Origin of the sequence: Rhizobium sp. L43 (assembly GCF_002531725.1) — a bacterium.
Taxonomy (GTDB): domain Bacteria; phylum Pseudomonadota; class Alphaproteobacteria; order Rhizobiales; family Rhizobiaceae; genus Rhizobium.
Genome location: NZ_NWSQ01000002.1, coordinates 411015 through 437215, shown reverse-complemented (window position 1 = coordinate 437215; position 26201 = coordinate 411015). Strand labels below are relative to the sequence as shown.

Sequence of the window (26201 nt, the reverse complement as noted above, 5' to 3'; positions counted from 1 at the left end):
TCGCCCGCGGGGTTCATGTGGCCTGCCTCAGCGTGGTGTCCTCAGCGAATTGGGCGAACCGTCATTGGCAAGCTCGGGCATCAGGTCGGCGATATCGACGACTTTACCGGTGCGCGAGCTCGTCAGCGCGGCAATGCCGCAGAGCACGGACATGGCGCCCGCGCGCGTGCCGGCGCGCTGAGCGAGCCTGTCTTCCATATCGGGCTTGAAGATCATGTTGCGCATCCGGTCGTCGCCGCCGTAATGGCCGCCGGTGAAATGCGGAACGACGATGCGCTCCACCGCTTGCCCGCCGTTCGGGAAATTGCGGATCAGCTGGATCGTGTCCTGTTTCGGCTCTTCCCAGGGCTGAGCCTCGTACTGGCGAAGCTCGATGCGCCCCTTGGTGCCGTTGAAGGCGAGGTGATGGCCTTCGATCGGTTGGAAGGTATTCAGCGAATAGGAGACGTGGACATTGTTGCGGTAGCGGAGGCTGACCACCATCGTATCGGGAATGTCGATATCCTCGCGGAAGACGCAGCCGTCGCGGAAGTAGCCGTCGATCTCAGAGGGATCCTCGTAGAGCTGATCGAGGAAGGGATCGGCTTCGAGATCGAGATAGTAGTCGCATTCCCCCGTGTGCGGACAGAGCTTGCAGCGGGGGCCGCGGAATGGGCCCTTGCGGCCGTAGTTCTGCAGGTCGGCAAACGCGGCGACGGACTCGGGATCGCTGTCGAGATACCAGTTCAGCAGGTCGAAATGGTGGGTGGCCTTGTGGACGAACAGGCTGCCAGAATTTTCGGTATAGGCATGCCAGCGGCGGAAGTAATCGGCGCCGTGCTTGGTGTTGAGATACCAGTGAAAATCGACCGAGGTCACCCGGCCGATCTCGCCGGCATTCAGCAATTCCTTGATCTTGGCCGCCGTCGGCGCATAGCGGTAGTTGAAGGAGACGTCGACCCGGCGGCCGGTGCGCTTTTCGGCATCAAGAATCCGGCGAATTTTCTCGATCGAGGTGGTCATCGGCTTTTCGGTGATGACGTCGATGCCGGACTCCAGCGCCCGCACGATGATATCGTCATGCGTATGGTCGGGCGTGCAGACGATGGCCAGATCCGGCTTCTGCTCGGCCAGCATGGAATCGATATTGTCATAGAGCGGCGCATTGCTGCCGATCATGTTGCGGGCGCGCTCGCCGCGAAGCGAATTCTTCTCGACGATGGCTGTGAGGTCGACATGTTCGCGCCAGCCGGCAAGCAGATCCTTGCCCCACATGGTGGTGCCGCGGTTTCCCGTGCCGATCAGGGCGAAACGGCGTTTCTCCATCGATAATTCTCCTGCATGCGTGATGAAAAGTATTGAAATCAGATCTGGCAGCAGCTCCGGAACCGCTCGACGCAGGTGGCGATCACCTCGTCGGCCGGGCGTTTCCACCAGGTCTCGGCCGAAAAGATCTCCACCTCCTGTGCGCCGAAGAAGCCGGCAGCCTCGATCATCCGTCTTATGCCTTTGAGGTCGATGACGCCATCGCCCATCATGCCGCGGTCGAGCAGCATGTCCTTGGTCGGCACCAGCCAGTCGCAGATGTGGTGGGCAAAGATGCGTTTCATCCGTCCGGCGCGGGCGATCTGGTTGGCAAGGTCGGGATCCCACCAGACATGGTAGACGTCGATCGCAACGCCGACATCCTCGCCGAGCGGCTCGCACATGTCGAGCGCCTGGCCGAGTGTGTTCACGCAGGCCCGGTCGGCGGCATACATCGGATGCAGCGGCTCGATGGCGAGCTTGACGCCGGCTGCCTGCGCATGCGGCAGCACGGCGGCAATGCCGTCGAACACCATCTGCCGTGCCGCGACAATATCCTTCGAGCTGCTCGGCAGGCCGCCGACGACGAGCACCAGGCAATCGGCTGCGAAGGCTGCCGCCTCATCGATCGCACGCCTGTTGTCGTCGAGGTTTTTCTGCCAGTCGGCATCGTTCGCCGCCGGAAAGAAGCCGCCGCGGCAAAGTCCGGTCAGCTTGATGCCGTTCGATTTGACGATTCGCACCGCCTCGTCGAGACCGACCTTGGCGACCTGGTCGCGCCAAGGCGCGATCGCGGTGATGCCGTGTTTCAGGCAGATATCGACGGCCTCGGCAAAGCCGCATTGCTCGCGGATCGTCGCCAGATTGATCGAAAGCCCTTCGACCTGCATGTCATTCTCCTCCTATTGCCATGCTGGCGATCAGTGAACGCCGTGGACGGCAAGCACTTGGCGCATGCGCGCCGCTGCAAGTTCCGGATCGGCCAGCACTCGCGCCTTGTCGGCCAGGCGGAAGAGTTCGGCCAGATGCGTCAATGAGCGGGTGCTCTGCTGGCCGCCGACCATGGTGAAATGATCCTGCAGGCCGTTGAGATAGGCGAGGAAGACGACGCCTGTCTTGTAGAAGCGGGTCGGCGCCTTGAAGATGTGGCGCGACAGCGGCACGGTCGGCTCGAGCAGGTCGAAGAATTCGTGATTGCTCTTGCGGCCGAGCGCGTCGAGTGCTGCGGACGCTGCCGGGGCGATCGCATCGAAAATGCCGAGCAGGGCGTCCGAATGACCCTGTTCGTCGCCGGCGATCAGTTCGGCATAGTTGAAGTCGTCGCCGGTATACATGCGCACGCTCTTCGGCAGTTGCCGGCGCATGGTCACTTCCTTCTCCTTGGAAAGCAGCGAGATCTTGATGCCGTCGACCTTGGAGGCATTGGCTTCGATCACCTCAAGGCAGGTGTCCATGGCTTTCAGGTGATCGCCATTGCCCCAATATCCCTCAAGCGCCGGATCGAACATTTCGCCCAGCCAGTGGATGATGACAGGTTCCCTGACCTGGCGAAGGATGCGGTCATAGACCCTGACATAATCGTCCGGCCCTTTTGCCGCGACGGCAAGCGCCCGGCTGGCCATCAGGATGATGCGGCCGCCGGCCGCCTCCACCGTTTCGATCTGCTCCTCATAGGCCCTGAGGATCGTATCGATCGTGACGTCGGGTCCCGGTGTCAGATGATCGGTGCCGGCGCCGCAGGCGATCAGCGCATCCTTGCGGCCGGCCGCTTCGCTGAGCGCCCGGCGGATCAGGTCGCGCGCTTCCGGCCAGCCGAGGCCCATGCCGCGCTGAGCCGTATCCATCGCTTCGGCGACGCCGAGGCCGAGATCCCAGAGCCGGTGGCGGAAGGCAAGTGTGCGCTCCCAGTCGATCGCCGGCGTCAGCCAGGGATCGTTGTCGGCGAGCGGATCGGCGACCACATGGGCGGCGGCAAAGGCGATGCGCGGGAAGCTTTTGGCGTCGCGCTTCTTCAGCTCGATCGGCGTGCCGGTCAGCGTATAGGGGACGATCTTGCCGTCGAGGGGGAGATTGATCGTCGTCACGGCTCAGAACTCCAGTGCCGGAACATCGAGCCAGCGGCGTTCGGCCCAGGATTTCAGCCCGAGTTCGGCCAGCTGTACGCCCTTGGCGCCGGCTTCCAGCCCATAGGGCCAGGGCGCATCTTCGACGACATGGCGAATGAACATTTCCCACTGCGCCTTGAAACCGTTGTCGAAGGCCTGCGTGTCCGGAACCTCGTCCCAGGTCTTGTAGAAGTCGATCGTCTGCGGCTGGTCGGGGTTCCAGACCGGCTTCGGCGTGTTGACGCGGTGCTGGCTCCAGCATTTCGTCAGGCCGGCGACGGCCGAACCATGCGTGCCGTCGACCTGGAAGGTCACGAGGTCGTCACGGCGCACGCGCACAGCCCAGGAGGAGTTGATCTGCGCGATCGCGCCGCCGTCGAGCTCGAAGGTCGCATAGGCCGCGTCATCGGTGTCGCAATCATAAGGCTTGCCCTGCTCGTCGATGCGGCGCGGAATATGCGTGGCGCCGAGGCAGGAAACGGCTTTGACTTCACCGAACAGATTGTCGAGCACGTAGCGCCAGTGGCAGAGCATATCGAGGATGATGCCGCCGCCGTCGCCCTTGCGGTAATTCCAGGAGGGGCGCTGGGCGGGCACGCCCCAATCACCTTCGAAAACCCAGTAGCCGAATTCGCCGCGCACCGAGAGGATCTTGCCGAAGAACCCGGAATCCTTGAGCAGCGCCAGCTTGCGCAGGCCGGGCAGGAAGAGCTTGTCCTGCACGACGCCGTGCTTGAGCCCGGAGCGCCGCGCCTTGCGGGCGAGATCGATCGCCACCTGCAGGTCGTCGGAGATCGGCTTTTCGCAATAGACATGTTTGCCGGCATCGAGCGCCTTGGACAGCAGCTCGGCGCGCATCAGCGTCGTGCCGGCGTCGAAGAAGATCGTGTCGTCGGGATTGGCGAGCGCGGCATTCAGATCGGTCGACCAGCGCTTGATGCCGTGCTTCTTCGCCAGCTCTTCCATCTTGGCGCCGTTGCGGCCGACGATGATCGGGTCGATCTCGAGTTTTTCGCCCGATTGCAGCGTGATGCCGCCCTGGTCGCGGAAGGCGAGGATCGAACGCACCAGGTGCTGATTGTAACCCATGCGGCCGGTAACGCCGTGCAAGATGATCCCCAAGCGTGCCATTTTTTTTCCTCCCTGGAATCTTTGCGGCGGGGAGCGGGCGTCCTGGCCCGGCCCTCCCAAGCCGGTAACTAAACAGTTACTTGATGGCAGAAGAGCGGCGCCGCTGTCAAGAGTCGAATCCGACTTTCAGGATCAGAGCCTTTCCGGGTCAGGCTGCAGAAGGCTCACATCTAGCGCTTGATCGAGGTCAGCGTGACGTGGACGATATGCTTTTCCCAGGCATTGAGATGGGTCGGCTCGATCAGGTCGCGGCCGAAGATCGTCGAAAGCGTGTACTGGTTGGAAAGGTAGAAATAACCGAGCGAGGCGATCGTCAGGTAGACATGCAGGGGATCGGCGGTCTCGATGAAGACGCCCTGCTTCTTTCCCTGCTCGAGCACATCGGTCAGCTCGCCGATCAGATGCGAATGCAGCTCCTTGAGCCGCACGGATTGGCGCAGCCACCGGGCCCGATGCAGGTTTTCCGTGCCGAGCAGGCTGAGGAATTCCGGGTGCTGGAGAAAATAGCGCCAGGTGAAGAGCGCGAGTTCCCCGATGCCCTCCTCCGGGCTGCGGTCGCCGATGTGGAGCGCGCGCTCGGCGGTGCGGATGCCGACATAGGCTTCTTCGAGCACGCGGAGATAGAGCTGCTCCTTGTCGCCGAAATAATGGTAGAGCATGCGCTTGTTGGTGCCGGCACGCTCGGCGATGGCGTCGACGCGGGCCCCGCCCATGCCGTTTTCGGCGAATTCCCGGGTGGCCGCTTCAAGGATTGCGGCGCGTGTCCGCTCCGGATCGCGCTGGGCCGTCCGTTCCTGAGATGGGCGCCGAGATCTTTTTTTCTCCCCATGCTCGCCGCTGTCGTTCATCTCTCCACCTCCCTCTCGCTTGTTGCGCTCATAAGCCTTCAGTGCGAAATTGTAAAAACCGAATTCAGAAGCGCGGTCCTGTTCCAGTGTGAATAGTGAGAGCATGATGCCGTTCGAAAGCCGCTCGCACTTTTCGGCACCCTGCTCTGGCCGACACCGCTTGACACGCTTGCCGCTTTGCTCGTAGCTTGTAACCAATTAGTTATTTATGCAAGGGTAACTGGTCGGAAGCGTGTGGAGGCGCTTCCCTTTGGAGGAGGAAAAAATGACTCTACGTGTAAGCAGACGTAATTTCGTTGCGGGAGGCGCCACGCTTCTGTCGCTCGCGGCCCTCGGAAGCAGCGCCATGGCACAGGAAACGCGCCTGCGTCTCCTGTGGTGGGGTTCGCAGCCGCGCGCCGACCGCACCAACAAGGTGTCGGAACTCTACAAGGCGAAGAATGCCGGCACTGCCATCACCGGCGAGTTTCTCGGATGGGCCGATTACTGGCCACGACTTGCGACCCAGGTCGCCGGCCGCAACGCTCCCGACATCATCCAGATGGACTACCGCTATATCGTCGAATATGCTCGGCGCGGCGCCCTCGCTCCGCTGGAATCCTACATGCCGTCGAAGCTGCAGCTCGAGGATTTCGATCCTGCGCAGATCGAAGGCGGCAAGGTCGATGGCCATCTCTATGGTGTCAGTCTCGGCGCCAACTCGGCCGCAACCGTGTTGAACGCCGCCGCCTTCAAGGAAGCCGGCATCGATATGCCGACGCAGAAGACGACCTGGGAAGAATTCGGCAAGATCGGCGCCGAGATGACCAAGGCCGGTAAGCGCAAGGGCTACTTCGGCTTTGCCGACGGCAGCGGTGTCGAACCGGCTCTTGAAAACTACCTCCGCCAACGCGGCAAGGCGCTCTATACGGCGGACTCGAAGATCGCTTTCGGTCCTGAAGAAGCCTCTGAATGGTTCGATATGTGGGCTAAGTTCCGCGCAGCCGGAGCTTGCGTCACACCTGATATCCAGGCTCTGTATAAAGACACGATCGATACCAGCCCGCTTACGCTTGGTAAGGCTGCCTGCGATTATGCACACAGCAACCAGTTCGTCGGCTACCAGGCCATGGTCAAGGACAGGCTGGCCCTGACCAACTACATGCGCATCACGCCGGACTCGAAGGGCGGCCATTACCGCAAGCCATCGATGTTCTTCTCCGTCTCGGCGCAGTCGAAGGTGATGGATCAGGCGGTCGACTACGTCAACTTCTTCGTCAAGAATCCGGATGCCGCGGTGATCCTCGACGTCGAGCGCGGCATTCCGGAATCGAAGGCAATGCGTGATGTCGTCGCCACCAAACTCGACGAAATCGGCAAGGTTCCGCTCGACTATGTCGCCGGCCTCGGTGATCTCGCCGGCCCGCTGCCGCCCCCGCCGCCGACCGGCGCAGGCGAAGGCACGCTTATTCTGCGCAACATCGCCGAGCAAGTGGCCTTCGGACAGCTGTCTCCCTCCGATGGCGGCAAGCAGCTTGTCGACGAAATCACGCGAATTCTCGCACGAGGCTGATCCCGTATGAGCAATGCGATGCGCACGCCCGCAGGGGCCATATCCGTGGAAAGATATCAGGGGGCCGTGGCCGAAGGGCGCTTCCGGCGTCTCTGGAATGCCAATGCTCCCGGCTATCTCTTCCTTCTGCCATGGCTCGTCGGCTTTTTCGGGCTGACGCTCGGGCCGGCCCTGATTTCGCTCTATCTCTCCTTCACCGACTTCGACATGCTGCAGTCGCCGAGGTGGGTGGGGACCGCGAATTACGTGCGCATCGCCACGGCGGATCCGAAATTCTCGGCCGCCATGCACGTCACCCTGACCTACGTGGTCTTCTCGGTGCCGTTCAAACTGACCTTCGCCTTGCTGGTCGCCATGGCTTTGAATCGCGGCCTGCGTGGGCTGCCGATCTATCGCGCCATCTTTTATCTCCCCTCGTTGCTGGGCGGCAGCGTGGCGATCGCCGTGCTCTGGCGGCAGCTTTTCGCCAGCGATGGCCTCGTCAATGCCGCGCTCTCGCATTTCGGCATCGAAGGTCCGAGCTGGATCTCGCATCCGAGCTATTCGATTTACACGCTGGTGGCGCTGTCCGTCTGGCAGTTCGGCTCGCCGATGATTATTTTCCTGGCCGGCCTGCGCCAGATTCCGCAGGATATGTATGAGGCCGCCAGCCTCGACGGCGCCTCGAAATTCCGGCAATTCTACAAGATCACCCTTCCGCTTCTGACGCCGGTGATTTTCTTTAACGCCGTCGTCCAGACGATCGAGGCCTTCAAGGCCTTCACGCCCGCCTTCATCATATCGGGCGGCACGGGCGGTCCGATCAACTCGACGCTCTTTTACACGCTCTACCTCTATCAGGAAGCCTTCGGCAATTTCCGCATGGGCTATGCTTCGGCGCTCGCCTGGATCCTGGTGGTGATCATTGCGATCTTCACTGCCTTCTCCTTCCTGACCTCGCGTTATTGGGTGCACTACGATGACTGAGATGACCGCTTCCGTCACTGCGGCGAGGCCGCCATCCGATATCACCAAACGCAGCCTGCCGGCGTCGCTCGTCATCCACGCCCTGCTGATCGCCGCTTCGCTTCTCATGCTCTATCCGCTGTTGTGGATGGTTTCGGCATCGGTCAGGCCGGAAAACGAGATCTTTTCGTCGACCTCGCTGATCCCGTCGTCGATCGATGTCTCCTCCTATGCGCGCGGTTGGAATGGCCTCGATATCAGCTTCGGCCGGTTCTTCTGGAATTCGCTCGTCATCTCGCTGCTGGTGGTGACGGGCAATGTGATCGCCTGTTCGCTGACGGCCTACGCCTTTGCGCGGCTGCGCTTTGCCGGCCGGAACTTCTGGTTCGCGATCATGCTCGGCACGTTGATGATCCCCTACCACGTGACGCTGATCCCGCAATATGTGCTCTTCCTCGATCTCGGCTGGGTGAACACCATCCTGCCGCTTGTCGTGCCGAAGTTCCTGGCAAGTGACGCCTTCTTCATCTTCCTCATGGTGCAATTCTTCCGCGGTATCCCGCGCGAACTCGACGAGGCGGCGATGATGGATGGCTGCAGCGCCTGGCGCATCTACTGGAAGATCATGCTGCCGCTGTCGCTGCCGGTGCTGGCGACGGCCGCGATCTTCTCCTTCATCTGGACTTGGGACGATTTCTTCGGTCCGCTGATCTACCTGAACGACATGAACACCTATACGATCCAGCTCGGCCTGCGCACCTTCGTCGACTCCACCAGCGCATCGGATTGGGGCGGCCTGTTCGCCATGTCGACCCTGACGCTCGTGCCGGTGTTCTTCTTCTTCCTGTTCTTCCAGCGCCTGTTGATCGAGGGCATCGCCACGACGGGCATGAAGCGTTGACGGCGGCAATGGGAGAGAGTGACATGAGCGTGAAGACGGTCGGCATCGTCGGCTGCGGCATCGGCCGCTCGCATATCGTCGAGGGTTATCTGCCGCATTCCGACAAGTTCAAGGTCGTGGCGATCTGCGACCTGAACGAGCAGCGCCTGGCTGCGGTCGGCGCCGAGTTCGGCATCGAACGCCGCACCACCTCCTTTGCGGAACTGCTGGCTGACGAGACGATCGACATCATCGATATCTGCACCCCGCCCGGCATCCATCTCGAACAGGTGGTCGCGGCGCTCGCCGCCGGCAAACATGTGGTTTGCGAAAAACCGCTGACCGGCTCGCTTGCCGGCGTCGATACGATCATGGAAGCGGAAAAAGCGGCCCCGGGCGTACTGATGCCGATTTTCCAATATCGCTACGGCGACGGTATCCAGAAGGCCAAACGGATCATCGATGCCGGCATTGCCGGCAAAGCCTATACGGCCTCGGTCGAAACCTTCTGGCTGCGCAAGCCGGAATATTACGCCGTGCCCTGGCGCGGCAAATGGGCGACGGAACTCGGCGGTGTGCTCGTCACCCATGCGCTGCATCTGCATGACATGATGATGCATCTGATGGGCCCGGCGGCAAGGGTCTTCGGCCGTGTCGCCACCCGCGTCAACGATATCGAGGTCGAGGATTGCGCCTCCGCCAGCCTGCTGATGGAAAACGGCGCCTTTGTCTCGCTGTCCTGCACGCTTGGTTCGCAGGAACAATTGAGCCGGCTGAGGCTGCACTTCGAGAATGTCACTTTCGAAAGCAGCCACGAGCCCTACACACCCGGCAAGGATCCCTGGAAGATCATCGCTGCCAATGACGACGTGCGGCAGAAGATCGACCGGGTGATTGCCGACTGGCAGCCGGTCGCGCCGCGTTTCACCACCCAGATGGGCCAGTTCCACGCCTTCCTCAGCGGCCATGGGCCGCTGCCGGTGACGACGGTGGATGCCCGCCGCGCGCTGGAACTGGTGACCGCCATCTACCAGTCTTCCGACAGCGGTGCCGAAGTGCCGCTGCCGGTCGGTCCCGACAGTCCGAAATACGCCGATTGGCGCGCAAGAACGAAGTAACCGCAAAAGAGAGGGTTTTGAGAAGATGGCAACCAGTGTCGTTCTTCAGAAGGTCGAGAAGCGCTACGGCGCGATGGATGTGATCCATGGCATCGACCTGACGATCGATCCCGGCGAATTCGTCGTTTTCGTCGGTCCCTCCGGCTGCGGAAAATCGACCCTTCTGCGCATGATCGCCGGCCTCGAGGAGATTTCGGGCGGCGCGCTGCTGCTCGACAGCGAGCGCATGAACGAGGTGGCGCCGGCCAAGCGCGGCATCGCCATGGTGTTCCAGTCCTATGCGCTCTATCCGCATATGTCGGTCTACAAGAACCTCGCCTTCGGCCTGGAGACGGCGGGTTACAAGAAGGCCGAGATCCAGCCCAAGGTCAAACGCGCCGCCGAGATCCTGCAGATCGAGAAGCTGCTGGAGCGCAAGCCGAAGGCGCTCTCCGGCGGCCAGCGCCAGCGTGTCGCGATCGGCCGGGCCATCGTGCGCGAGCCGCGCATCTTCCTGTTCGACGAGCCGCTGTCCAACCTCGATGCCGAACTGCGCGTGCAGATGCGCGTCGAGATCTCCCGCCTGCACCGGCAGCTCGGCAACACCATGATCTACGTCACCCACGACCAGGTCGAGGCCATGACGATGGCAGACAAGATCGTGGTGTTGAACTCCGGCCGCATCGAGCAGGTCGGCGCGCCGCTGGATCTCTACAACAATCCGGCCAACCGCTTCGTCGCCGGCTTCATCGGCAGCCCGAAGATGAATTTCCTGAAGGCGCGCATCGAGCAGGTCGGCGAGGCCGAAACCAGCATCCATGTCTGCGGCAATTCCGTTCACCTGCCGCGCCGGCTGAACGGCGAAGCCGGCCAGGAGGTCACCTTCGGCATCCGCCCCGAGCATCTTTCACTGGCCGGCGGCGCCATCACGCTTTCGACCGTCAATGTCGACCTCGTCGAAAATCTCGGCGGCGCCACTATGCTTTACACCACGACGCCGGATGGCCAGCTCCTGACCATCGCGCTTGACGGCCAGCAGAAGGTCGAGCGTGGCACCAACGTCACGACTTTCTTCGATCCGGTCCGCTGCCACGTCTTCGATGCCTCGGGCAAGACGATCTAAGCGCTGCTTGACATCAGATCCTCCTCTGCCTCATCCTTTCGGAAGGGGCTGAAGGGGAATAAGCATGACGCCTGAGGATAGGATTCATGCGCTCGGCATCTGGCAGGGCCCGATCGACATTTCGCCGATAGCAGGCGGCATCACCAATCGGAACTATCTGGTCAGCGATGCCGTCGCGCGCTGCGTGGTGAGACTCGGCACCGATATCCCGATCCATCACATCAACAGGCAGAACGAGCTTGCCGCAAGTTATGCCGCCCATACAGCAGGCATATCGCCTGCCGTCATCCACCATTCGCCGGGCGTGCTGGTGCTCGACTATATCGAGGCGAGGGCGCTTTCGCCGGAGGATATCAGGACGCCGGATATGCTGGCCCGGGTCGTGCCGCTGGTGCGTGCCTGCCACCGTGACATCGCCCGGCATTTTCGCGGTCAGGCGATGATCTTCTGGGTCTTCCACGTCATCCGCGATTACGCCGCCAGTCTGAAGGAGTCGGACAGCGCCTATCTGCCGCTGCTGCCGGCGCTGATGACCAGGGCGGAAACGCTGGAAGAAGCGGCAGGGCCTTTCGAGATCGCCTTCGGTCACAACGATCTGCTCGCCGCCAACTTTCTCGATGACGGCAAGCGGCTCTGGCTGATCGACTGGGATTATGCCGGCTTCAACACGCCGCTTTTCGATCTCGGCGGATTGGCCTCCAACAACGAATTCTCGCAAGCGGCTGAGCAAATGATGCTGGAGAGCTATTTCGACCGGCCGCTGACCGATGATCTCCGCCGCCGCTATACCGCGATGAAATGCGCCTCGCTGCTGCGCGAAACGCTCTGGAGCATGATTTCAGAAATCCATTCCACCATCGATTTCGACTATTCCGCCTATACGGCCGAAAATCTCGGGCGCTTCGAACGCGCCTATCAGGCCTTTGAACAGGATCGATAAATGACGAGACAATTACCGAAGACGGCGAAAGCCGTGGTCATCGGCGGCGGCATCATCGGCTGCTCGACAGCCTATCATCTCGGCAAGCTCGGCTGGACCGATACCGTGCTGCTCGAACGTAAGAAGCTCACCTCGGGCACCACCTTCCATGCCGCTGGCCTGGTCGGCCAGCTGCGCACCAGCGCCAACATCACCCAGCTGCTCGGTTATTCCGTCGATCTCTACAAACGGCTGGAAGAGGAAACCGGCCTCGGCACCGGCTGGAAAATGAATGGCGGCCTGCGCCTGGCCTGCAACGAGGAGCGCTGGACCGAGGTCCGCCGCCAGGCGACCACCGCCCAGTCCTTCGGCCTCGAAATGCAGTTGCTGACGCCGCAGGAGGCCTTCGATCTCTGGCCGCTGATGACGGTGGACGATCTCGTCGGCGCCGCCTTCCTTCCGACAGACGGCCAGGCCAATCCCTCCGACATTACCCAGGCGTTAGCGAAGGGCGCCCGTATGTCGGGTGTCTCGATCTTCGAGGATACCGAAGTTCTCGACCTTGAAATCGACAAGGGGCGGATCCGCGCCGTCATCACCGCCGAGGGCCGCATCGAATGCGAGCGCGTTGTCGTCTGCGCCGGCCAATGGACGCGTGCCTTTGCCGCCCGCTTCGGTGTCAACGTGCCGCTGGTCTCGGTCGAACATCAATACATCATCACCGAATCCTTCGGCGTGCCCTCCAACCTGCCGACGCTGCGCGATCCCGATCGCCTGACCTATTACAAGGAGGAGGTCGGCGGCATCGTCATGGGCGGCTATGAGCCGAACCCGATTCCCTGGGCGAAAGACGGCATCCCCGAGGGTTTCCATTACACACTGCTGGACAGCAATTTCGACCATTTCGAGCAGATCATGGAACAGGCGCTGGGCCGCGTCCCGGCGCTGGAAAATGTCGGCGTCAAGCAGTTGCTGAACGGCCCGGAAAGTTTCACGCCCGATGGCAACTTCATTCTCGGCGAGGCGCCAGAGCTAAAGAATTTCTTCGTCGGCGCTGGTTTCAACGCCTTCGGCATCGCCTCTGCCGGCGGCGGCGGCATGGCGCTTGCCGAATGGGTGACGAAGGGCGAACCGCCCTATGATCTCTGGCCGGTGGATATCCGCCGTTTCGGCCGTCCGCATTTCGATACCGACTGGGTGCGCACCCGCACGCTCGAAGCCTATGGCAAACATTACACCATGGCCTGGCCCTTCGAGGAGCATTCGAGCGGCCGCCCCTGCCGTAAGTCGCCGCTCTATGACCGGCTGAAGGCGCAAGGCGCCTGCTTCGGCGAGAAGCTCGGCTGGGAGCGGCCGAACTGGTTTGCCGATCTCTTCGCCAACGAGGAGCCTAGGGATGTCTACAGCTACACCAGACAGAACTGGTTCGACGCCGTTGGCCGCGAGCACAAGGCGGTGCGCGAGGCGGCCGTCATCTTCGACCAGACCTCCTTTGCCAAATTCGTGCTGAAGGGCAGGGATGCCGAGGCGGCCCTTTCCTGGATCGCTTCCAACGATGTCGCCAGGCCGGTGGGCTCGCTCATCTACACGCAGATGCTGAACGACAAGGGCGGCATCGAATGCGACGTGACGGTCGCCCGGATCGCCGAGAACGAATATTACATCGTCACCGGCACCGGTTTCGCCACCCATGACTTCGACTGGATCGCCCGCAATATACCGGCGGAGATGCATGCCGAATTGGTCGATGTCACATCCGCCTATTCCGTGCTGTCGCTGATGGGACCGAATGCGCGCGCCGTGCTGGAAAAGGTGACGGGCAGCGACGTCTCGAATGCGGCCTTCCCCTTCGGCCAGGTCAGAACCATCGGCATATCGGGTTGCCCGGTGCGGGCGCTGCGTATCACCTATGTCGGCGAGCTTGGTTACGAGCTGCATATTCCGATCGAATATGCCACCACGGTCTATGACGTGCTGATGGCATCAGGCGGCGAGCTCGGCCTCGTCAATGCCGGCTACCGCGCCATCGAGAGCTGCCGCCTGGAAAAGGGCTATCGCGCCTGGGGATCGGATATCGGTCCCGACCATACGCCTGTCGAAGCCGGCCTCGGCTGGGCGGTGAAGATGCGCAAGAACATTCCTTTCCGTGGCCGCGAAGCGATCGAACGGCAGCTTTCGGGCGGCGTGAAGAAGCGCCTCGCCTGCTTCATTCCGGAGGATGCCGATGCGGTGCTGCTCGGCCGCGAAACGATCTATCGCGACGGCAAGCGCGTCGGCTGGCTGTCGAGCGGCGGCTTCGGTTATACGCTGGGCAAGCCGATCGGCTACGGCTACGTCCGCAATGCCGACGGCGTGACCGAGGATTTCGTCCTCTCCGGCACCTATGAGCTTGACGTCGCGCGGGAACGCATCCCCTGCAAGGTATCGCTGTCGCCGCTCTACGATCCCGATATGGCGCGGGTGAAGGCCTGAATTCCGGTATGGCTGAAAAGAGAGAGCGACCCCGAACTCCCTCATTCCTGTGCCCGTCACAGGAATCCAGCCACCGCGCCTCTGCGCGGTGAGTGACTCCCTTACGACCTAAATAGAGCTCTCCGCGCCCAAGGACTTGGGCGCACTGGATCCCTGTGACGAGCACAGGGATGACGGAGGAGAGGGGGCGACCACGGCACACCCTCGCCTCATCACTCCCAGCCGAAGCAGAGTCTAGCTCGGAAAGGCCCCAAGCCTCAAAACAACGGCAGCCGATCGTCCTGGATCAGGATCTCCAGCTTGTCCGACACATCCTGCGTCCACGCCCGATGTCCCGTCAAAGCCGTCGGGAAAAGGCCGGGAAGGGTGAAGAGCGCCGCCGAAATCGCCGGGCCGGTGCGGGGAACATCGGCGATGAGGGCGGCGATTTCGCCGGCGCGGGGGTCGCGCAGCTCGAAGCGTTCGCCGTTGCCGTGCTCGCCGAGCGCATAGCGCATCCACGCCGCAACGGCGATCGCATAGGTCTCGGCCCGGTCGCCATGCGCCAGCGCCTCGCATGCCGGCTCCAGCAGCCGCTGCGGCAGTTTCTGCGTGCCGTCCATGGCGATCTGATAGGTGCGATGGGCGATCGCCTTGTTTGCAAAGCGTGCTATCAATTCTTTGGCGTAGGCATCGAGATCGATGCCGGGCACAGCGTCGAGCGTTCTGGCGGCCGCATGCATGTGGCGGTAGGCAAGGGCCGCCAGGCCCGCATCGTTCATCACGTCGCGGATGAATTCATAGCCGCCGATATAACCGAGATAGGCGAGCAGCGAATGCGCGCCGTTCAGCATTCGCAGCTTCATCTTCTCATAGGCCGAGACCTCCTCGACCATCAGCGCGCCGCGCACCTTTTCCCAGGCCGGCCGGCCATTGGCGAAATGGTCTTCGATGACCCATTGCGTAAAGGGCTCGGTCTCGATCGCCGCCATATCCGTGCGCCCCGTCAGCCGCTCGGCATCGGCATAGGTCGCTTCGGTGCTGGCCGGTGTGATGCGGTCGACCATCGTCGACGGGAAGGGGACATTCGCCTCGATCCAGCGATGCAGGTCGGGATCTATACGGGAGGTGAATTCCAGCACCAGGCGCTTCAGCACGGCGCCGTTGCTCGGCAGGTTGTCGCAGCTGAGCGGCGTAAACGGCGCGATACCCTTCTGCCGGCGGCGGGCAAGGCCTTCGACGAGATAACCGATGACGCCGCGCGGCGCATGCCGGTTGGCAAGGTCGGCGACGATATCGGGGTGTTTCAGGTCGAGGCCACCGGTTGCGGGATCGAAACCATAGGCCTTTTCCGTCACCGTCATGCTGACGATGCGGATATCGGGGTCTTCGAGCCGCGCCAGCAGGCCGGCCGGATCGCGCGGCGCCACATGCGCCTTCAGGATCGAGCCGACCACCTCGGCCGTCGTGCCTGAGGTATCGCGGATCAGCGTCGTATAGAGGCCGTTCTGGGCGGAGAGATTGTCGGCGACATCGGGCGTGCGCAGGCTTGCCACTTCGATGCCCCAGTCGCCGCCCGCGGCCGCGAGCGCGCCGTCCGTGAAGGGTGCGAAATGGGCGCGGAAGAAAGCGCCCGGGCCGAGATGCAGGATGCCGGCCTTCAGCGCATTCCTGTCATAGGCGGGAAGCTTCGCCGTCGGCGCAAGGCCGGTCAGGTTTTGTAGTCTATCGCTCACAGCTTGTAGGCCTTCTTCGCATTGTCATAGGAGAGTTCGCGCGCGACGATCTCGGCGTCCTTCTTGGAAATCCGGTGCTCGGCGGCGAGCTGCGCCAGGAAGCGGCAGACTTCGCGGCGCCAAACGTCATGGCGCGCCGGGATCGAAAGCAGCGCCCGCGTATCGTCGTTGAAGCCCGCCATATTGGCGAAGCCCGCCGTTTCCACCACCTGGTCGAGATAGCGGCGAATGCCGAGCGGGCTGTCGTGGAACCACCAGGGCGGGCCGATCATCAGGCAGGGCCAATGGCCGACCATCGGCGCCATCTCGCGCGCATAGGTCGTCTCGTCGAGGGTGAAGAGCAGCACCTTGAGCCCCGGCGCATGGCCGTACTTGGAAAGCAGCGCATTCAGGCCGCCGACCCAATCGGTGCGGGTCGGGATATCGGCGCCCATATTGGGGCCGCGCGTCGCAAACAGCCCGCTGTCGGTATTGCGTCGTGAGCCGGCGTGAATTTGCATCACCATGCCGTCTTCGGCCGAAAGCCCGGCCATCTCGGTCATCATCTGGCCGCGGAAAAGCTCCGCGTCGGCAGCCGAAAGCGGTCCCTTCAGCGCCCTGTCGAGCAGCGCCTGTTTTTCTGCAAGCGGCAGATCTGCGGTGAAGGCGGTGGGCACGCCGTGATCGGTCGCGGTGGCGCCGAACTGGCGGAAGAAGGCGCGCCGGCGCCGATGCGCCTCGATCAAGCCGTCCCAGCGCGTGACGTCGGCGCCGGTGATCTCCCCGAACTTGACGAGATTGTCGCGGAAGCCGACGGCGTCCGGATCGGTGACACTATCCGGCCGGTAGGTGGTGCGCACCTTGCCGATCCAGCCGTCGGCCGCCATCTTCTGGTGATGGACCAGCGGATCGAGCGCGCCCTCGGTCGTCGCGATCGTTTCGATGCCGAATCGCTGATGCAGCGCCCGCGGGCGGAATTCGGGACGGGCAAGCTGAGCGTTGATATGGTCGTAGAGCGCATCGGCATTGTCTGGCGTCAGCGGCTCGGTGCAGCCGAGCACCGCCGACATCGCATGATCGACCCAGAGGCTCGACGGCGTCCCGCGGAAGAGATGGTAATGCGCGGCAAAGCTCCGCCAGATCGCCCGCCCCTCGGCCACCGGCTTGCCGTCGAGCCTGGGCACGCCGAGCTCGTCCAATGTGACGCCGACGCTGTGCAGCATCCGGAAGAGGTAGTGATCGGGAATGACCAGCAGCGAGGCCGCGTCTTCGAAGGGCTTGTCATCGGCGAACCAGGAGGGTTCGGTGTGCCCGTGCGGGCTGACGATCGGAAGATTGCGCACTGTCTCGTAGAGGTCGCGCGCGATGGTCCGTGTTGCCGGATCGGCCGGAAAGAGCCGGTCCGGATGAAGAAAGCCGTTTCCTACATCCATCAGTATTCCTCCCTGATGGATAAGGCCCTACTCCACAACATCAGGCGCGGCAAGGTCTTTTAGTAACCAAACGGTTCAGTTTTGCACACGGCCGTCCCCGCCATCGAAAGCATTGACGAGATGACCTATTTCCGCTTTGGGGGAACCATCTGTTCTGCCGGTTTCGGCAAAGGAGGATCGATGTCCGACGAGACGAACCGCATCACCCGGCTGGAGGAAATGCTGGCCCATCAGGCAAAGACGATCGAAGAGCTTTCCGATCAGCTTGCCGAGCAATGGAAGACGGTGGAGCAGATGCGCACCAAGCTCGACCGGCTGACCGAACGTTTTCTGTCGCTGGAGGAGCAGTCGCTGGACGCGCCCGCGATCACCCGCCCGCCGCATTATTGACGGCACGCGGCTGAATGCCGCGTGCCCGGTGCCCGGTGCCCGGTGCATGGTGGATGACGGATGGCGGATCAGACGCCGCCGATGCAGAGATATTTCATTTCCAGATAGTCGTCGGCGCCGTGGCGCGAGCCCTCGCGGCCGAGGCCGGATTGCTTGATGCCGCCGAATGGCGCCGTCTCGGACGACATCAGACCGGTGTTGATGCCGATCATGCCGTACTCAAGCGCCTCCGCCACCCGCCAGACCTTCTTCAGGTCGCCGGCATAGAAATAGGCGGCGAGGCCGAATTCGGTGTCGTTGGCCTGGGCGACGACATCCTCGACCGTTTCGAAGCGGAAGAGCGGCGCCACCGGCCCGAAGGTCTCCTCGCGCGCCACCTTCATGCCGCGCACGACGCCGGTGAGCACCGTCGGGGTGAAGAAGGTGCCGGCGCCGTCGATGCGCTTGCCGCCGGTCAGCACCTTGGCGCCCTTGGCAAGCGCGTCGCTGACATGGTCTTCCACCTTGGCAAGGCCCTGCTCGTCGATCAGCGGCCCGATCTCGACACCCGCCTTGAAGCCGTCGCCGACCGACATCGCAGCGACCTTGGCGGCAAGCTTGGCGGCGAAGGCGTCATAGACGTTCGACTGGACGTAGAGGCGGTTGGCGCAGACGCAGGTCTGGCCGGCATTGCGGTATTTGGAGGCGATCGCGCCTTCGACGGCGGCGTCGAGATCGGCATCGTCGAAGACGATGAACGGCGCGTTGCCGCCGAGCTCCAGGCTCACCTTCTTGATCTGGTCGGCGCATTGCCGCATCAGGATGCGGCCGACCTCCGTCGAGCCGGTGAAGCTGATCTTGCGGACCTTTTCATTGCCGCAGAGCTCGCGGCCGATCGCCGGGCCGTCGGTGCCGACGATGACGTTGAAGACGCCCGGGGGAATACCGGCCTGTTCGGCGAGCACGGCAAGGGCGATCGCCGTCAGCGGCGTCTGTTCGGCGGGTTTGGACACGACGGTGCAGCCGACGGCAAGCGCCGGCGCGACCTTGCGGGCGATCATCGCCGCCGGGAAATTCCACGGCGTGATCGTGCCGACGACGCCGACCGGCTGCTTGATAACGATCATGCGCTTGTCCTGGGATGGCGCCGGGATCGTCTCGCCGTAAATGCGCTTGGCCTCTTCCGCATACCATTCGATATAGGCGGCGGCATAAAGGATTTCGCCGCGCGCTTCCGGGAACGGCTTGCCCATTTCGGCGGTCAGGATCGCGGCGAGCTCGTCGGCATTGGCGACCATCAGGTCGAACCATTTGCGTAAGGTGACGCTGCGCTCCTTGGCCGGCCGGGCGGCCCAGGCCGGCTGGGCGGCATGGGCCGCATCGATCGCCGCCCGCGTCTCGCCAGCGCCCATATCGGGCAGGGAGCCAAGCAGCTCGCCGGTTGCCGGGTTGAGCACGTCGAAGGTCTTTTCGGCATCGCCTGAGGTCCAGACGCCGTTGATATAGCCGGCGTCGCGCAGCAGGGGAGAAGAGAAAGGAACGTGTCTGGTCAGGGCGGTGGTGAAAGTCATGTCATGTCCTCATTGGGAATGAGACTGCCGGTTGCCGGCAGCTATTGAATGCGGTTCCGGTGCGATCACTTGCCGGCGCTCGCCTCCAGCATCGAGGCTTCCAGAATGTCGAGCGCCTCGCCGAGGACCTCGTCCTGGATGGTGATCGGTGCCAGGAAGCGGATGACGTTGCCGTGGACGCCGCAGGTGAGCAGGATCAGGCCCTTGTCGAGCGCGATCAGCCGCACCCGGTTGGCGAATTCGGCACTCGGCAATCCGCTCGTCCGGTCGTTGAATTCGACGGCGTTCATGAAGCCCGGCCCGCGGATGTCGACGATCTCCGGCACCGTCTCGCGCAGCGATTCCAGCCGCTGCTTCAGCCGCCCGCCGAGCTGGTTGGCGCGGTTGCAGAGGTCCTCGTCCGCAATGACGTCGAGCACGGCATGAGCGGCAGCGATCCCGATCGGATTGCCGCCATAGGTGCCGCCGAGCCCGCCCGGTCCCGGCGCATCCATGATTTCGGCGCGGCCGGTGACGGCGGCCAGCGGAAAGCCGCCGGCAAGGCTCTTTGCCATCGTCGTCAGGTCGGCCGCCACCTCGTGGTGATCCATCGCGAACATCTTGCCGGTGCGGGCAAAACCGGTCTGCACCTCATCGGCGATCAGCAGGATGCCGTGCTGGTCGCAGAGTTCGCGCAGCGCTTTCATGAAGGCGGCGGGTGCCGGATAAAAGCCGCCTTCGCCCTGCACCGGCTCGATGATGATGGCCGCGACCCGCTGCGGATCGACATCGGCGGCGAAGAGTTTCTTCAGCGCCTGGAGCGACTGGTCGGCGGTGACGCCGTGCAGCTCGACCGGGAAGGGAATGTGGAACACATCGCCGGGCATCGCGCCGAAACCGACCTTGTAGGGCACGACCTTACCGGTCAGCGCCATGCCCATGAAGGTGCGGCCGTGAAAACCGCCGCCGAAGGCGATGACGGCCGAGCGGCCGGTTGCCGCCCGCGCGATCTTGACGGCGTTCTCGACCGCTTCGGCGCCCGTGGTGACGAAGATCGTCTTCTTCTCGAAGTCGCCGGGGACCAGCGCGTTCAGCCGTTCGGCAAGATGCACGTAATTTTCATAGGGCACCACCTGATGGCAGGTATGGGTGAAGTGATCGAGCTGCTCCTTGACGGCCGCGATCACCCGGGGATGGCGGTGGCCGGTGTTGAGAACGGCGATGCCGGCGGCGAAATCGATGTAGCGGCGGCCTTCCTTATCCCAGATCTCGGCATTTTCTGCGCGATCCGCATAGATCTGGGTCGTCATGCCGACGCCGCGGGAAATAGCTGCGTTCTTCCGGTCCGTAAGGCTGGTCGCGGTCATCGATGCGCTCCTGTTTTGAAAAGCTTGAGAACTATCTTGCATAAGTTCTGCAAGACATGTAGAAAACTCCTACATTTTTCCTGCAAGAAAACAAGCGGCATTTTTGCTTCAAACATCACGCATTTTGATGAATGCTCGCGGGCGATTGGAATCGGGGATATGGGATGAACGAGAACGGGCCGGTACGCTACAAGGTGGCCGAGGCTGCACGGCTGGCGGGCGTTTCGGCCTCGACGCTGCGGCTCTGGGAAAGCCAGGGTCTGCTCGATCCCGGCCGTTCGCAAACCGGTCATCGGCAATACAGCGCCGATGATGTGGCGCGGTTGAAGCGCATCTCCTGGTATCGGGTCGAGCGCGGTCTCAATCCCGCGGCTATCCGCGAGGCGTTGGAGAGCGAGGAGCCTTCGGCCGATGGCGCCGAGGCAGGCCAGGGCACCGGCCTCGGCCGCAAGCTGCGCAGCCTGCGCCATGCGAGCGGCAAGACGCTTGATCAGGTGGCCGGCGATATCGGCATCACCGCTTCGACGCTCTCGACGCTGGAGCGTACCTCGCAGGGCGTCAGCTTCAAGACGCTGCACGACCTTGCCGAATATTACGGCACCACCGTCTCCCGCCTCTCCGGCGAGGAAAGCGGCGAGGTGCCGGCAATGATCCGCACCGGCGAATGGCGCACCTGGCCGGAAACGACGCCGGGTGTCACGGTGCAGCTTCTCGCCGAAGGCCGCAGGATGATGGATTGCCATCGTTTCGTGCTGGCGCCGGGCGCCGCCAGCGAGGGCGCCTATCGCCACGAGGGCGAGGAATTCATGCATGTTCTCTCCGGCCGGCTCGAACTGGTGCTCGACAGCGATCAGTTCTTCGATCTCGGCCCGGGCGATTCACTGTATTTCGAAAGCCGCCGCTATCATTCCTGGCGCAACCGCCACGACGGCGAAACCGTGCTTCTCTGGATCAACACGCCACCGACCTTCTGAGCCACCGCATCGGCCCGAAAATCGGAATCGATTTTCGGAAAGCACGATGCGGAGATTAAAAGAGGTAGAGCGTCCTTTGTGCGTCCGAGAGGACGCACGGCGCTCTAGCGAGAGGAAAGCGGTTTCGCTTTTTGCGCCTTTGCGCTATAGCGCGAGTGGAAAATATCCGAAGGAAAGACAGTCTCATGGCCGCCACCATACGTTACCACGAAGGCGATATTTCCGCGGCCGATGCCGCCCGTTACACCGGCGCGATTGCCATCGACACCGAAACCCTCGGGCTGGTGCCGCGGCGGGACCGTCTCTGCGTCGTCCAGCTTTCACCGGGTGACGGCACCGCCGACGTCATCCGCATTGCAGCCGCCCAGAAAGAGGCCCCCAATCTGGTCGCGCTGCTCGAAGATCCGACCCATCAGAAGATCTTTCACTACGGCCGCTTCGATATTGCCGTGCTCTTCCATACTTTCGGCGTCACCACCACCCCGGTCTTCTGCACCAAGATCGCCTCGCGCCTTTGCCGGACCTATACCGATCGCCACGGTCTCAAGGACAATCTCAAGGAGATGCTCGACGTCGATATCTCCAAGGCGCAGCAGTCCTCAGACTGGGCCGCCGAGACGCTGTCTCCGGCCCAGCTCGAATATGCCGCCTCCGATGTGCTTTACCTCCATGCCTTGCGCGACAAGCTGACGGCGCGCCTGATCCGCGACGGCCGGTTCGACCATGCGACGGCCTGTTTCGCATTCCTGCCGACCCGCGCCAAGCTCGACCTGCTCGGCTGGGAAGAGGCCGATATTTTCGCCCATAGCTGATTAAATTGCCTGCTGAGAGCAGCGGGGGCAGGGTTGCCCGTGGGCGTTAGCGATTCATTAACGCATCTTTTCTAAAATTCCCGTTAATTTTTATGCATTCGATGACGCGGGAATTGCGTCATGCGGACAGGAGGATCTGCTGGAATGCAAGGGGCCGGATGAGCGCGGTCCTTTTGTGGAGCCTGCTTTCACAGTCCTTTGCGAAAGGAGCATGCCATGTTGAATCCTGTTCGTGCAGCGTCCAATGCAAGCTTTTCGTCCCAAGGCCAGACCGCGGCGATCGTTGCCGGCGGTCTCGGCCGTTCGGTGATCGCGCCTGCGCCCGTCAACGCCGTCGAAGCCACCGATCTGAACTCCGCCATTGCCGGCAAGCTCAATATTCTGCTCCTGGCTGCACGCGAGCGCATGGTCGAGGCCCTGTTCGATGTCATCGACGCGGCAGGCCGCTCGATCTCGCTGGATCGCGGCGAGGACGAGACCAATCTTGCTTTTGCGTCCCGGCTCGCCGACGCCATCCGCGGGCTGCCGGCCGCCAGGATCGACGAGGTCGAGCGCCAGCTCACCGGAGAAGGCCATAGCCTGCCGCTCAGGATAATCGCCGAAGCCCTGAAGAACCCGACAGGCCCGCAAGCCGCCCGGATCGTCGCCTATCTGGAAATCGTCCGCTACAAGGATCGCGATCTCGCCGCCCGCGCCGTCGTGCGCTCCTATGGCCAGAACGACGCTTCGCCGATGCGCGCCGAAGCCCGCCCCGAGATTCAGCTGCATGAGGACAGCCTGCCTGCCGTCATGCGCCCATCGGCAGAAAAGGCACCACCCGTGCCGGCCGATCCGCCGGTCGAGGCTGCAGAGCTTGCGACCGCCGAGGACGCGGTCATCACAGAAGCCGCGGAAACTGGCGATCCCACGCCACAGCTTGAAAATCGGCCTCAGTCCGCTTCGGTAACGGCAAGAGAGGTCATTTCGGAAAAATCCGCGCCGCAGGAGATCGAGGCGAGGCAGGCTCTGTCGACGGAGACAGCCGCAGCCGACGACATCGGGGAGACGGCGGAGCCGCCTGCCGTCCAGCCGCGGGCGATGTCGGAAAAGGGCGATCCTGTCATTCCGAGGAACTGGACAGGCATTGTCGCCTCGATGACCGAAGAGGCCTCCGAGATGATCGCCACCATCATCCGCGAGCAGGACATCGAAACCGTGCTGGAGGATGTCGCAGTCGAAGCGGCAGTGGAGATCGATACGATCCTCGATGAAGCCGTCATCAGCGACGCGACCGAGACCTTGACCCGGCAGCCGGCGGAAGTCGTCGTGCCGGATGCTCGCCAGTCGGCAGCGCCCCGCCTGTCGCCGATGGACGGCGAGATCGCAGCTCCGGCTGCCCGGCAACCGAAGGAGATTGCCGCAGAGCCGCAAATAATGCCGATGCAAGAGACGGTCGAGGCTGCCTATGTGCCGCTCGCGGCACGCATGCCGGACGGCCTTGCCTATACCCAGCTGCCCTATCAGTTCGCCAAGGATACGCCGCCGAACGAGACGGCAGGCGAAACGAGCCACCAGCATCATCATGGCGGCGCGGCCCACGACGAGCACCAGGAAGACGAGCAGCAGGCCCAGTCCGGCGGCGAGGATACGACGCCCGGTGCCGAGGCAGCCAATGCGGCACCCGAACGCCGGACGCCGAGGATGATCGATGCCGAGCCGACGCCGCATCAGCCGGGCGCGGCTGCCGATCCTGTCTATGCGCTGTATCAGCGGATGGTCGGGTGGGAATAGCACTGTAGATCGCCTGAAAATGAAGAAACCGCCGGAGCGATCCGGCGGGTTCTTCAATTCATAGGCGGATGCGAGGCTTATTCGCCGCCGCGGTTCTTCAGCGCTGCGCCCAGGATGTCGCCGAGCGAAGCACCCGAGTCGGACGAACCGAACTGGGCAACGGCTTCCTTCTCTTCCGCAATCTCCAGAGCCTTGATGGACAGCATGATCTTGCGGTCCTTCTTGGAGAAGTTGGTGACGCGGGCGTCGAACACCTGACCGACCGAGAAGCGCTCAGGACGCTGCTCGTCGCGGTCGCGGGCGAGGTCGGCACGGCGGATGAAGGAGGTGATGTCCTCGTGGTTGACGAGCTTCACTTCGACGCCGCCGTCGTTGACCGCGATCACTTCGCAGGAAACGACTGCATTCTTGCGCAGGTCGCCCGAAGCAGCAGCATCGCCGACTGCATCCTTGCCGAGCTGCTTGATGCCGAGCGAGATGCGTTCCTTCTCGACATCGACGTCGAGAACGACGGCCTTGACGACGTCACCCTTGTTGAACTCCTCGATGACCTGTTCGCCCGGACGGTTCCAGTCGAGGTCGGAGAGGTGCACCATGCCGTCGACATCGCCGTCGAGGCCGATGAACAGGCCGAATTCGGTCTTGTTCTTGACTTCGCCTTCGACTTCAGTGCCGGCCGGATGGCTGCGGGCGAATGCTGCCCACGGATTTTCCAGCGTCTGCTTGAGGCCGAGCGAGATGCGGCGCTTGGACGGATCGACTTCGAGAACGACGACTTCGACTTCCTGGCTCGTGGACAGGATCTTGCCGGGGTGAACGTTCTTCTTGGTCCAGGACATTTCCGAGATGTGGATCAGGCCTTCGATGCCGGGCTCCAGCTCGACGAATGCACCGTAGTCGGTGATGTTGGTGACGGTACCGGAGATCTTCTTGCCTTCCGGATACTTGGCCTGGATGCCATCCCACGGATCGCTCTCGAGCTGCTTCATGCCGAGCGAGATACGGTGAGTTTCCTGGTTGATGCGGATGATCTGAACCTTGACCTGCTGGCCGATGTTCAGGATTTCCGACGGATGGTTCACACGGCGCCATGCCATGTCGGTGACGTGCAGCAGGCCGTCGATGCCGCCGAGGTCGACGAACGCACCGTAATCGGTGATGTTCTTGACGACGCCGTCGACAACCTGGCCTTCTTCGAGGTTCTGAACGATTTCAGAACGCTGCTCGGCACGGGACTCTTCCAGAACCGTACGGCGAGACACCACGATGTTGCCGCGGCGCTTGTCCATCTTGAGGATTTCGAAGGGCTGCGGGTTGTGCATGAGGGGCGTGACGTCGCGGATCGGACGGATATCGACCTGAGAACGCGGCAGGAAGGCGATCGCACCGTCGAGATCAACAGTGAAGCCACCCTTGACCTGGTTGAAGATAACGCCTTCGACGCGCTCGCCAGCTTCGAACTTGGCTTCGAGCTTGACCCAGCTTTCTTCGCGGCGAGCCTTCTCGCGCGACAGAACGGCTTCACCGAGCGCGTTTTCAATACGCTCGACGTAAACTTCGACTTCGTCGCCAACCTTGAGCTGGCCGTCCTTGGCGCGCGCGCCGAATTCCTTGAGCGCGATGCGGCCTTCAACCTTGAGGCCGACGTCGACAACGGCGACGTCCTTCTCGATGCCCGTCACGATGCCCTTGGTGACATAGCCTTCGGCCAGGTCGTTCTTGGCAAAGGACTCTTCGAGAAGAGCCGCGAAATCCTCGCGGGAGGGAGTAGCTACTGACATAAAATCTCCTGCGTGTCCTGAATACGGAAGCGGACACGTATGCGCCGGTTGGTTTGCGTTGAACGGGCCTGAACCCAGTCCGCCCTCTCTGACGA

At 62.7% G+C, this 26201-nt stretch carries 21 protein-coding genes; 11 read left to right on the top strand and 10 right to left on the bottom strand.

Annotated elements, in window-relative coordinates; translation table 11 throughout:
- Positions 1-27: 27 nt before the first annotated feature.
- From CO667_RS04715 to CO667_RS04695, 5 genes are all read right to left on the bottom strand, one after another.
- Positions 28-1305, bottom strand: a complete 1278-nt coding sequence (locus tag CO667_RS04715; protein ID WP_097617276.1) for a Gfo/Idh/MocA family oxidoreductase — start codon at positions 1303-1305, stop codon at positions 28-30.
- Between the two features lie 38 nt (positions 1306-1343).
- Positions 1344-2174, bottom strand: coding sequence for a sugar phosphate isomerase/epimerase family protein (locus tag CO667_RS04710; protein ID WP_097617275.1), 831 nt, complete (start codon positions 2172-2174; stop codon positions 1344-1346).
- 30 nt (positions 2175-2204) lie between these two features.
- On the bottom strand, positions 2205-3368 hold the full coding sequence (locus tag CO667_RS04705; RefSeq protein WP_097617274.1) for a dihydrodipicolinate synthase family protein: 1164 nt from the start codon (positions 3366-3368) through the stop codon (positions 2205-2207).
- A 3-nt stretch (positions 3369-3371) separates the two neighbouring features.
- Complete coding sequence (locus CO667_RS04700; protein WP_097617273.1) at positions 3372-4520, bottom strand: Gfo/Idh/MocA family oxidoreductase; 1149 nt, start codon at positions 4518-4520, stop codon at positions 3372-3374.
- 170 nt (positions 4521-4690) lie between these two features.
- On the bottom strand, positions 4691-5368 hold the full coding sequence (locus CO667_RS04695; RefSeq protein WP_097617321.1) for a TetR/AcrR family transcriptional regulator: 678 nt from the start codon (positions 5366-5368) through the stop codon (positions 4691-4693).
- A 265-nt stretch (positions 5369-5633) separates the two neighbouring features.
- Between CO667_RS04695 and CO667_RS04690 the strand changes: the two genes are divergently transcribed.
- The 7 genes from CO667_RS04690 (at position 5634) to CO667_RS04660 (ending at position 14356) form a co-directional block, all read left to right on the top strand.
- A complete protein-coding gene (locus tag CO667_RS04690; protein ID WP_097617272.1) occupies positions 5634-6920 on the top strand; it encodes an ABC transporter substrate-binding protein in 1287 nt (428 codons plus the stop codon).
- Positions 6921-6926: 6 nt separating this feature from the next.
- On the top strand, positions 6927-7886 hold the full coding sequence (locus CO667_RS04685) for a sugar ABC transporter permease (RefSeq protein WP_179874056.1): 960 nt from the start codon (positions 6927-6929) through the stop codon (positions 7884-7886).
- 1 nt (position 7887) lies between these two features.
- Positions 7888-8766, top strand: a complete 879-nt coding sequence (locus tag CO667_RS04680; protein ID WP_179874058.1) for a carbohydrate ABC transporter permease — start codon at positions 7888-7890, stop codon at positions 8764-8766.
- Between the two features lie 23 nt (positions 8767-8789).
- Positions 8790-9863 (top strand): Gfo/Idh/MocA family oxidoreductase, encoded by a 1074-nt coding sequence (locus CO667_RS04675; protein WP_097617270.1) that lies wholly within the window; start codon positions 8790-8792, stop codon positions 9861-9863.
- 25 nt (positions 9864-9888) lie between these two features.
- Positions 9889-10965, top strand: coding sequence for a sn-glycerol-3-phosphate ABC transporter ATP-binding protein UgpC (gene ugpC / locus CO667_RS04670; RefSeq protein ID WP_097617269.1), 1077 nt, complete (start codon positions 9889-9891; stop codon positions 10963-10965).
- 64 nt (positions 10966-11029) lie between these two features.
- The gene (locus CO667_RS04665) at positions 11030-11905 is read left to right on the top strand and encodes a phosphotransferase (RefSeq protein ID WP_097617268.1); all 876 of its coding nucleotides are present in this window, start codon (positions 11030-11032) and stop codon (positions 11903-11905) included.
- A complete protein-coding gene (locus CO667_RS04660) occupies positions 11906-14356 on the top strand; it encodes an FAD-dependent oxidoreductase (protein WP_097617267.1) in 2451 nt (816 codons plus the stop codon). It begins immediately after the preceding gene.
- A gap of 257 nt (positions 14357-14613) precedes the next feature.
- Here the strand turns inward: CO667_RS04660 and CO667_RS04650 are convergent, their stop codons facing one another.
- Together CO667_RS04650 and uxaC are read right to left on the bottom strand one after the other, a co-directional pair.
- On the bottom strand, positions 14614-16071 hold the full coding sequence (locus CO667_RS04650; RefSeq protein ID WP_097617266.1) for a mannitol dehydrogenase family protein: 1458 nt from the start codon (positions 16069-16071) through the stop codon (positions 14614-14616).
- Complete coding sequence (gene uxaC, locus CO667_RS04645) at positions 16068-17483, bottom strand: glucuronate isomerase (protein ID WP_097617265.1); 1416 nt, start codon at positions 17481-17483, stop codon at positions 16068-16070. Before uxaC ends, CO667_RS04650 begins: the two co-directional genes overlap by 4 nt.
- A 180-nt stretch (positions 17484-17663) precedes the next feature.
- On the opposite strand from uxaC, the gene CO667_RS04640 reads away from it, so the two are divergent.
- Complete coding sequence (locus CO667_RS04640) at positions 17664-17873, top strand: SlyX family protein (protein WP_077977694.1); 210 nt, start codon at positions 17664-17666, stop codon at positions 17871-17873.
- A 68-nt stretch (positions 17874-17941) separates the two neighbouring features.
- On the opposite strand, the gene CO667_RS04635 is transcribed toward CO667_RS04640, so the two are convergent.
- Entirely contained in the window at positions 17942-19423 is a 1482-nt protein-coding gene (locus CO667_RS04635; protein ID WP_097617264.1) for an NAD-dependent succinate-semialdehyde dehydrogenase, read from the bottom strand.
- A 65-nt stretch (positions 19424-19488) separates the two neighbouring features.
- A complete protein-coding gene (locus tag CO667_RS04630; RefSeq protein ID WP_097617263.1) occupies positions 19489-20769 on the bottom strand; it encodes a 4-aminobutyrate--2-oxoglutarate transaminase in 1281 nt (426 codons plus the stop codon).
- A 164-nt stretch (positions 20770-20933) separates the two neighbouring features.
- Here CO667_RS04630 and CO667_RS04625 point away from each other — a divergent pair, with 164 nt between their 5' ends.
- The 3 genes from CO667_RS04625 (at position 20934) to CO667_RS04615 (ending at position 24325) form a co-directional block, all read left to right on the top strand.
- A complete protein-coding gene (locus CO667_RS04625; RefSeq protein ID WP_097617262.1) occupies positions 20934-21743 on the top strand; it encodes a MerR family transcriptional regulator in 810 nt (269 codons plus the stop codon).
- A 185-nt stretch (positions 21744-21928) separates the two neighbouring features.
- A complete protein-coding gene (locus tag CO667_RS04620; RefSeq protein WP_097617261.1) occupies positions 21929-22555 on the top strand; it encodes a ribonuclease D in 627 nt (208 codons plus the stop codon).
- A 216-nt stretch (positions 22556-22771) separates the two neighbouring features.
- Positions 22772-24325: a hypothetical protein gene (locus CO667_RS04615; RefSeq protein WP_097617260.1), complete on the top strand. Its 1554-nt coding sequence runs from the start codon at positions 22772-22774 to the stop codon at positions 24323-24325.
- A gap of 77 nt (positions 24326-24402) precedes the next feature.
- On the opposite strand, the gene rpsA is transcribed toward CO667_RS04615, so the two are convergent.
- Positions 24403-26106 carry a 30S ribosomal protein S1 gene (gene rpsA, locus CO667_RS04610; protein WP_003571265.1) on the bottom strand — a complete coding sequence of 568 codons (1704 nt, stop codon included), beginning with the start codon at positions 26104-26106 and terminating at the stop codon, positions 24403-24405.
- Positions 26107-26201: the final 95 nt, after the last annotated feature.

Excerpts from the sequence above, each read along its gene's own strand:
- CO667_RS04660 (WP_097617267.1), top strand. The coding sequence starts at position 11,906 with ATGACGAGACAATTACCGAAGACGGCGAAAGCCGTGGTCATCGGCGGC.
- CO667_RS04695 (WP_097617321.1), bottom strand. The coding sequence starts at position 5,368 with ATGAACGACAGCGGCGAGCATGGGGAGAAAAAAAGATCTCGGCGCCCA.
- CO667_RS04615 (WP_097617260.1), top strand. The coding sequence starts at position 22,772 with ATGTTGAATCCTGTTCGTGCAGCGTCCAATGCAAGCTTTTCGTCCCAA.
- uxaC (WP_097617265.1), bottom strand. The coding sequence starts at position 17,483 with ATGGATGTAGGAAACGGCTTTCTTCATCCGGACCGGCTCTTTCCGGCC.
- CO667_RS04625 (WP_097617262.1), top strand. The coding sequence starts at position 20,934 with ATGAACGAGAACGGGCCGGTACGCTACAAGGTGGCCGAGGCTGCACGG.
- CO667_RS04680 (WP_179874058.1), top strand. The coding sequence starts at position 7,888 with ATGACCGCTTCCGTCACTGCGGCGAGGCCGCCATCCGATATCACCAAA.
- CO667_RS04690 (WP_097617272.1), top strand. The coding sequence starts at position 5,634 with ATGACTCTACGTGTAAGCAGACGTAATTTCGTTGCGGGAGGCGCCACG.
- CO667_RS04630 (WP_097617263.1), bottom strand. The coding sequence starts at position 20,769 with ATGACCGCGACCAGCCTTACGGACCGGAAGAACGCAGCTATTTCCCGC.
- CO667_RS04710 (WP_097617275.1), bottom strand. The coding sequence starts at position 2,174 with ATGCAGGTCGAAGGGCTTTCGATCAATCTGGCGACGATCCGCGAGCAA.
- CO667_RS04675 (WP_097617270.1), top strand. The coding sequence starts at position 8,790 with ATGAGCGTGAAGACGGTCGGCATCGTCGGCTGCGGCATCGGCCGCTCG.
- ugpC (WP_097617269.1), top strand. The coding sequence starts at position 9,889 with ATGGCAACCAGTGTCGTTCTTCAGAAGGTCGAGAAGCGCTACGGCGCG.
- rpsA (WP_003571265.1), bottom strand. The coding sequence starts at position 26,106 with ATGTCAGTAGCTACTCCCTCCCGCGAGGATTTCGCGGCTCTTCTCGAA.
- CO667_RS04700 (WP_097617273.1), bottom strand. The coding sequence starts at position 4,520 with ATGGCACGCTTGGGGATCATCTTGCACGGCGTTACCGGCCGCATGGGT.
- CO667_RS04685 (WP_179874056.1), top strand. The coding sequence starts at position 6,927 with ATGAGCAATGCGATGCGCACGCCCGCAGGGGCCATATCCGTGGAAAGA.
- CO667_RS04665 (WP_097617268.1), top strand. The coding sequence starts at position 11,030 with ATGACGCCTGAGGATAGGATTCATGCGCTCGGCATCTGGCAGGGCCCG.
- CO667_RS04635 (WP_097617264.1), bottom strand. The coding sequence starts at position 19,423 with ATGACTTTCACCACCGCCCTGACCAGACACGTTCCTTTCTCTTCTCCC.
- CO667_RS04640 (WP_077977694.1), top strand. The coding sequence starts at position 17,664 with ATGTCCGACGAGACGAACCGCATCACCCGGCTGGAGGAAATGCTGGCC.
- CO667_RS04620 (WP_097617261.1), top strand. The coding sequence starts at position 21,929 with ATGGCCGCCACCATACGTTACCACGAAGGCGATATTTCCGCGGCCGAT.
- CO667_RS04715 (WP_097617276.1), bottom strand. The coding sequence starts at position 1,305 with ATGGAGAAACGCCGTTTCGCCCTGATCGGCACGGGAAACCGCGGCACC.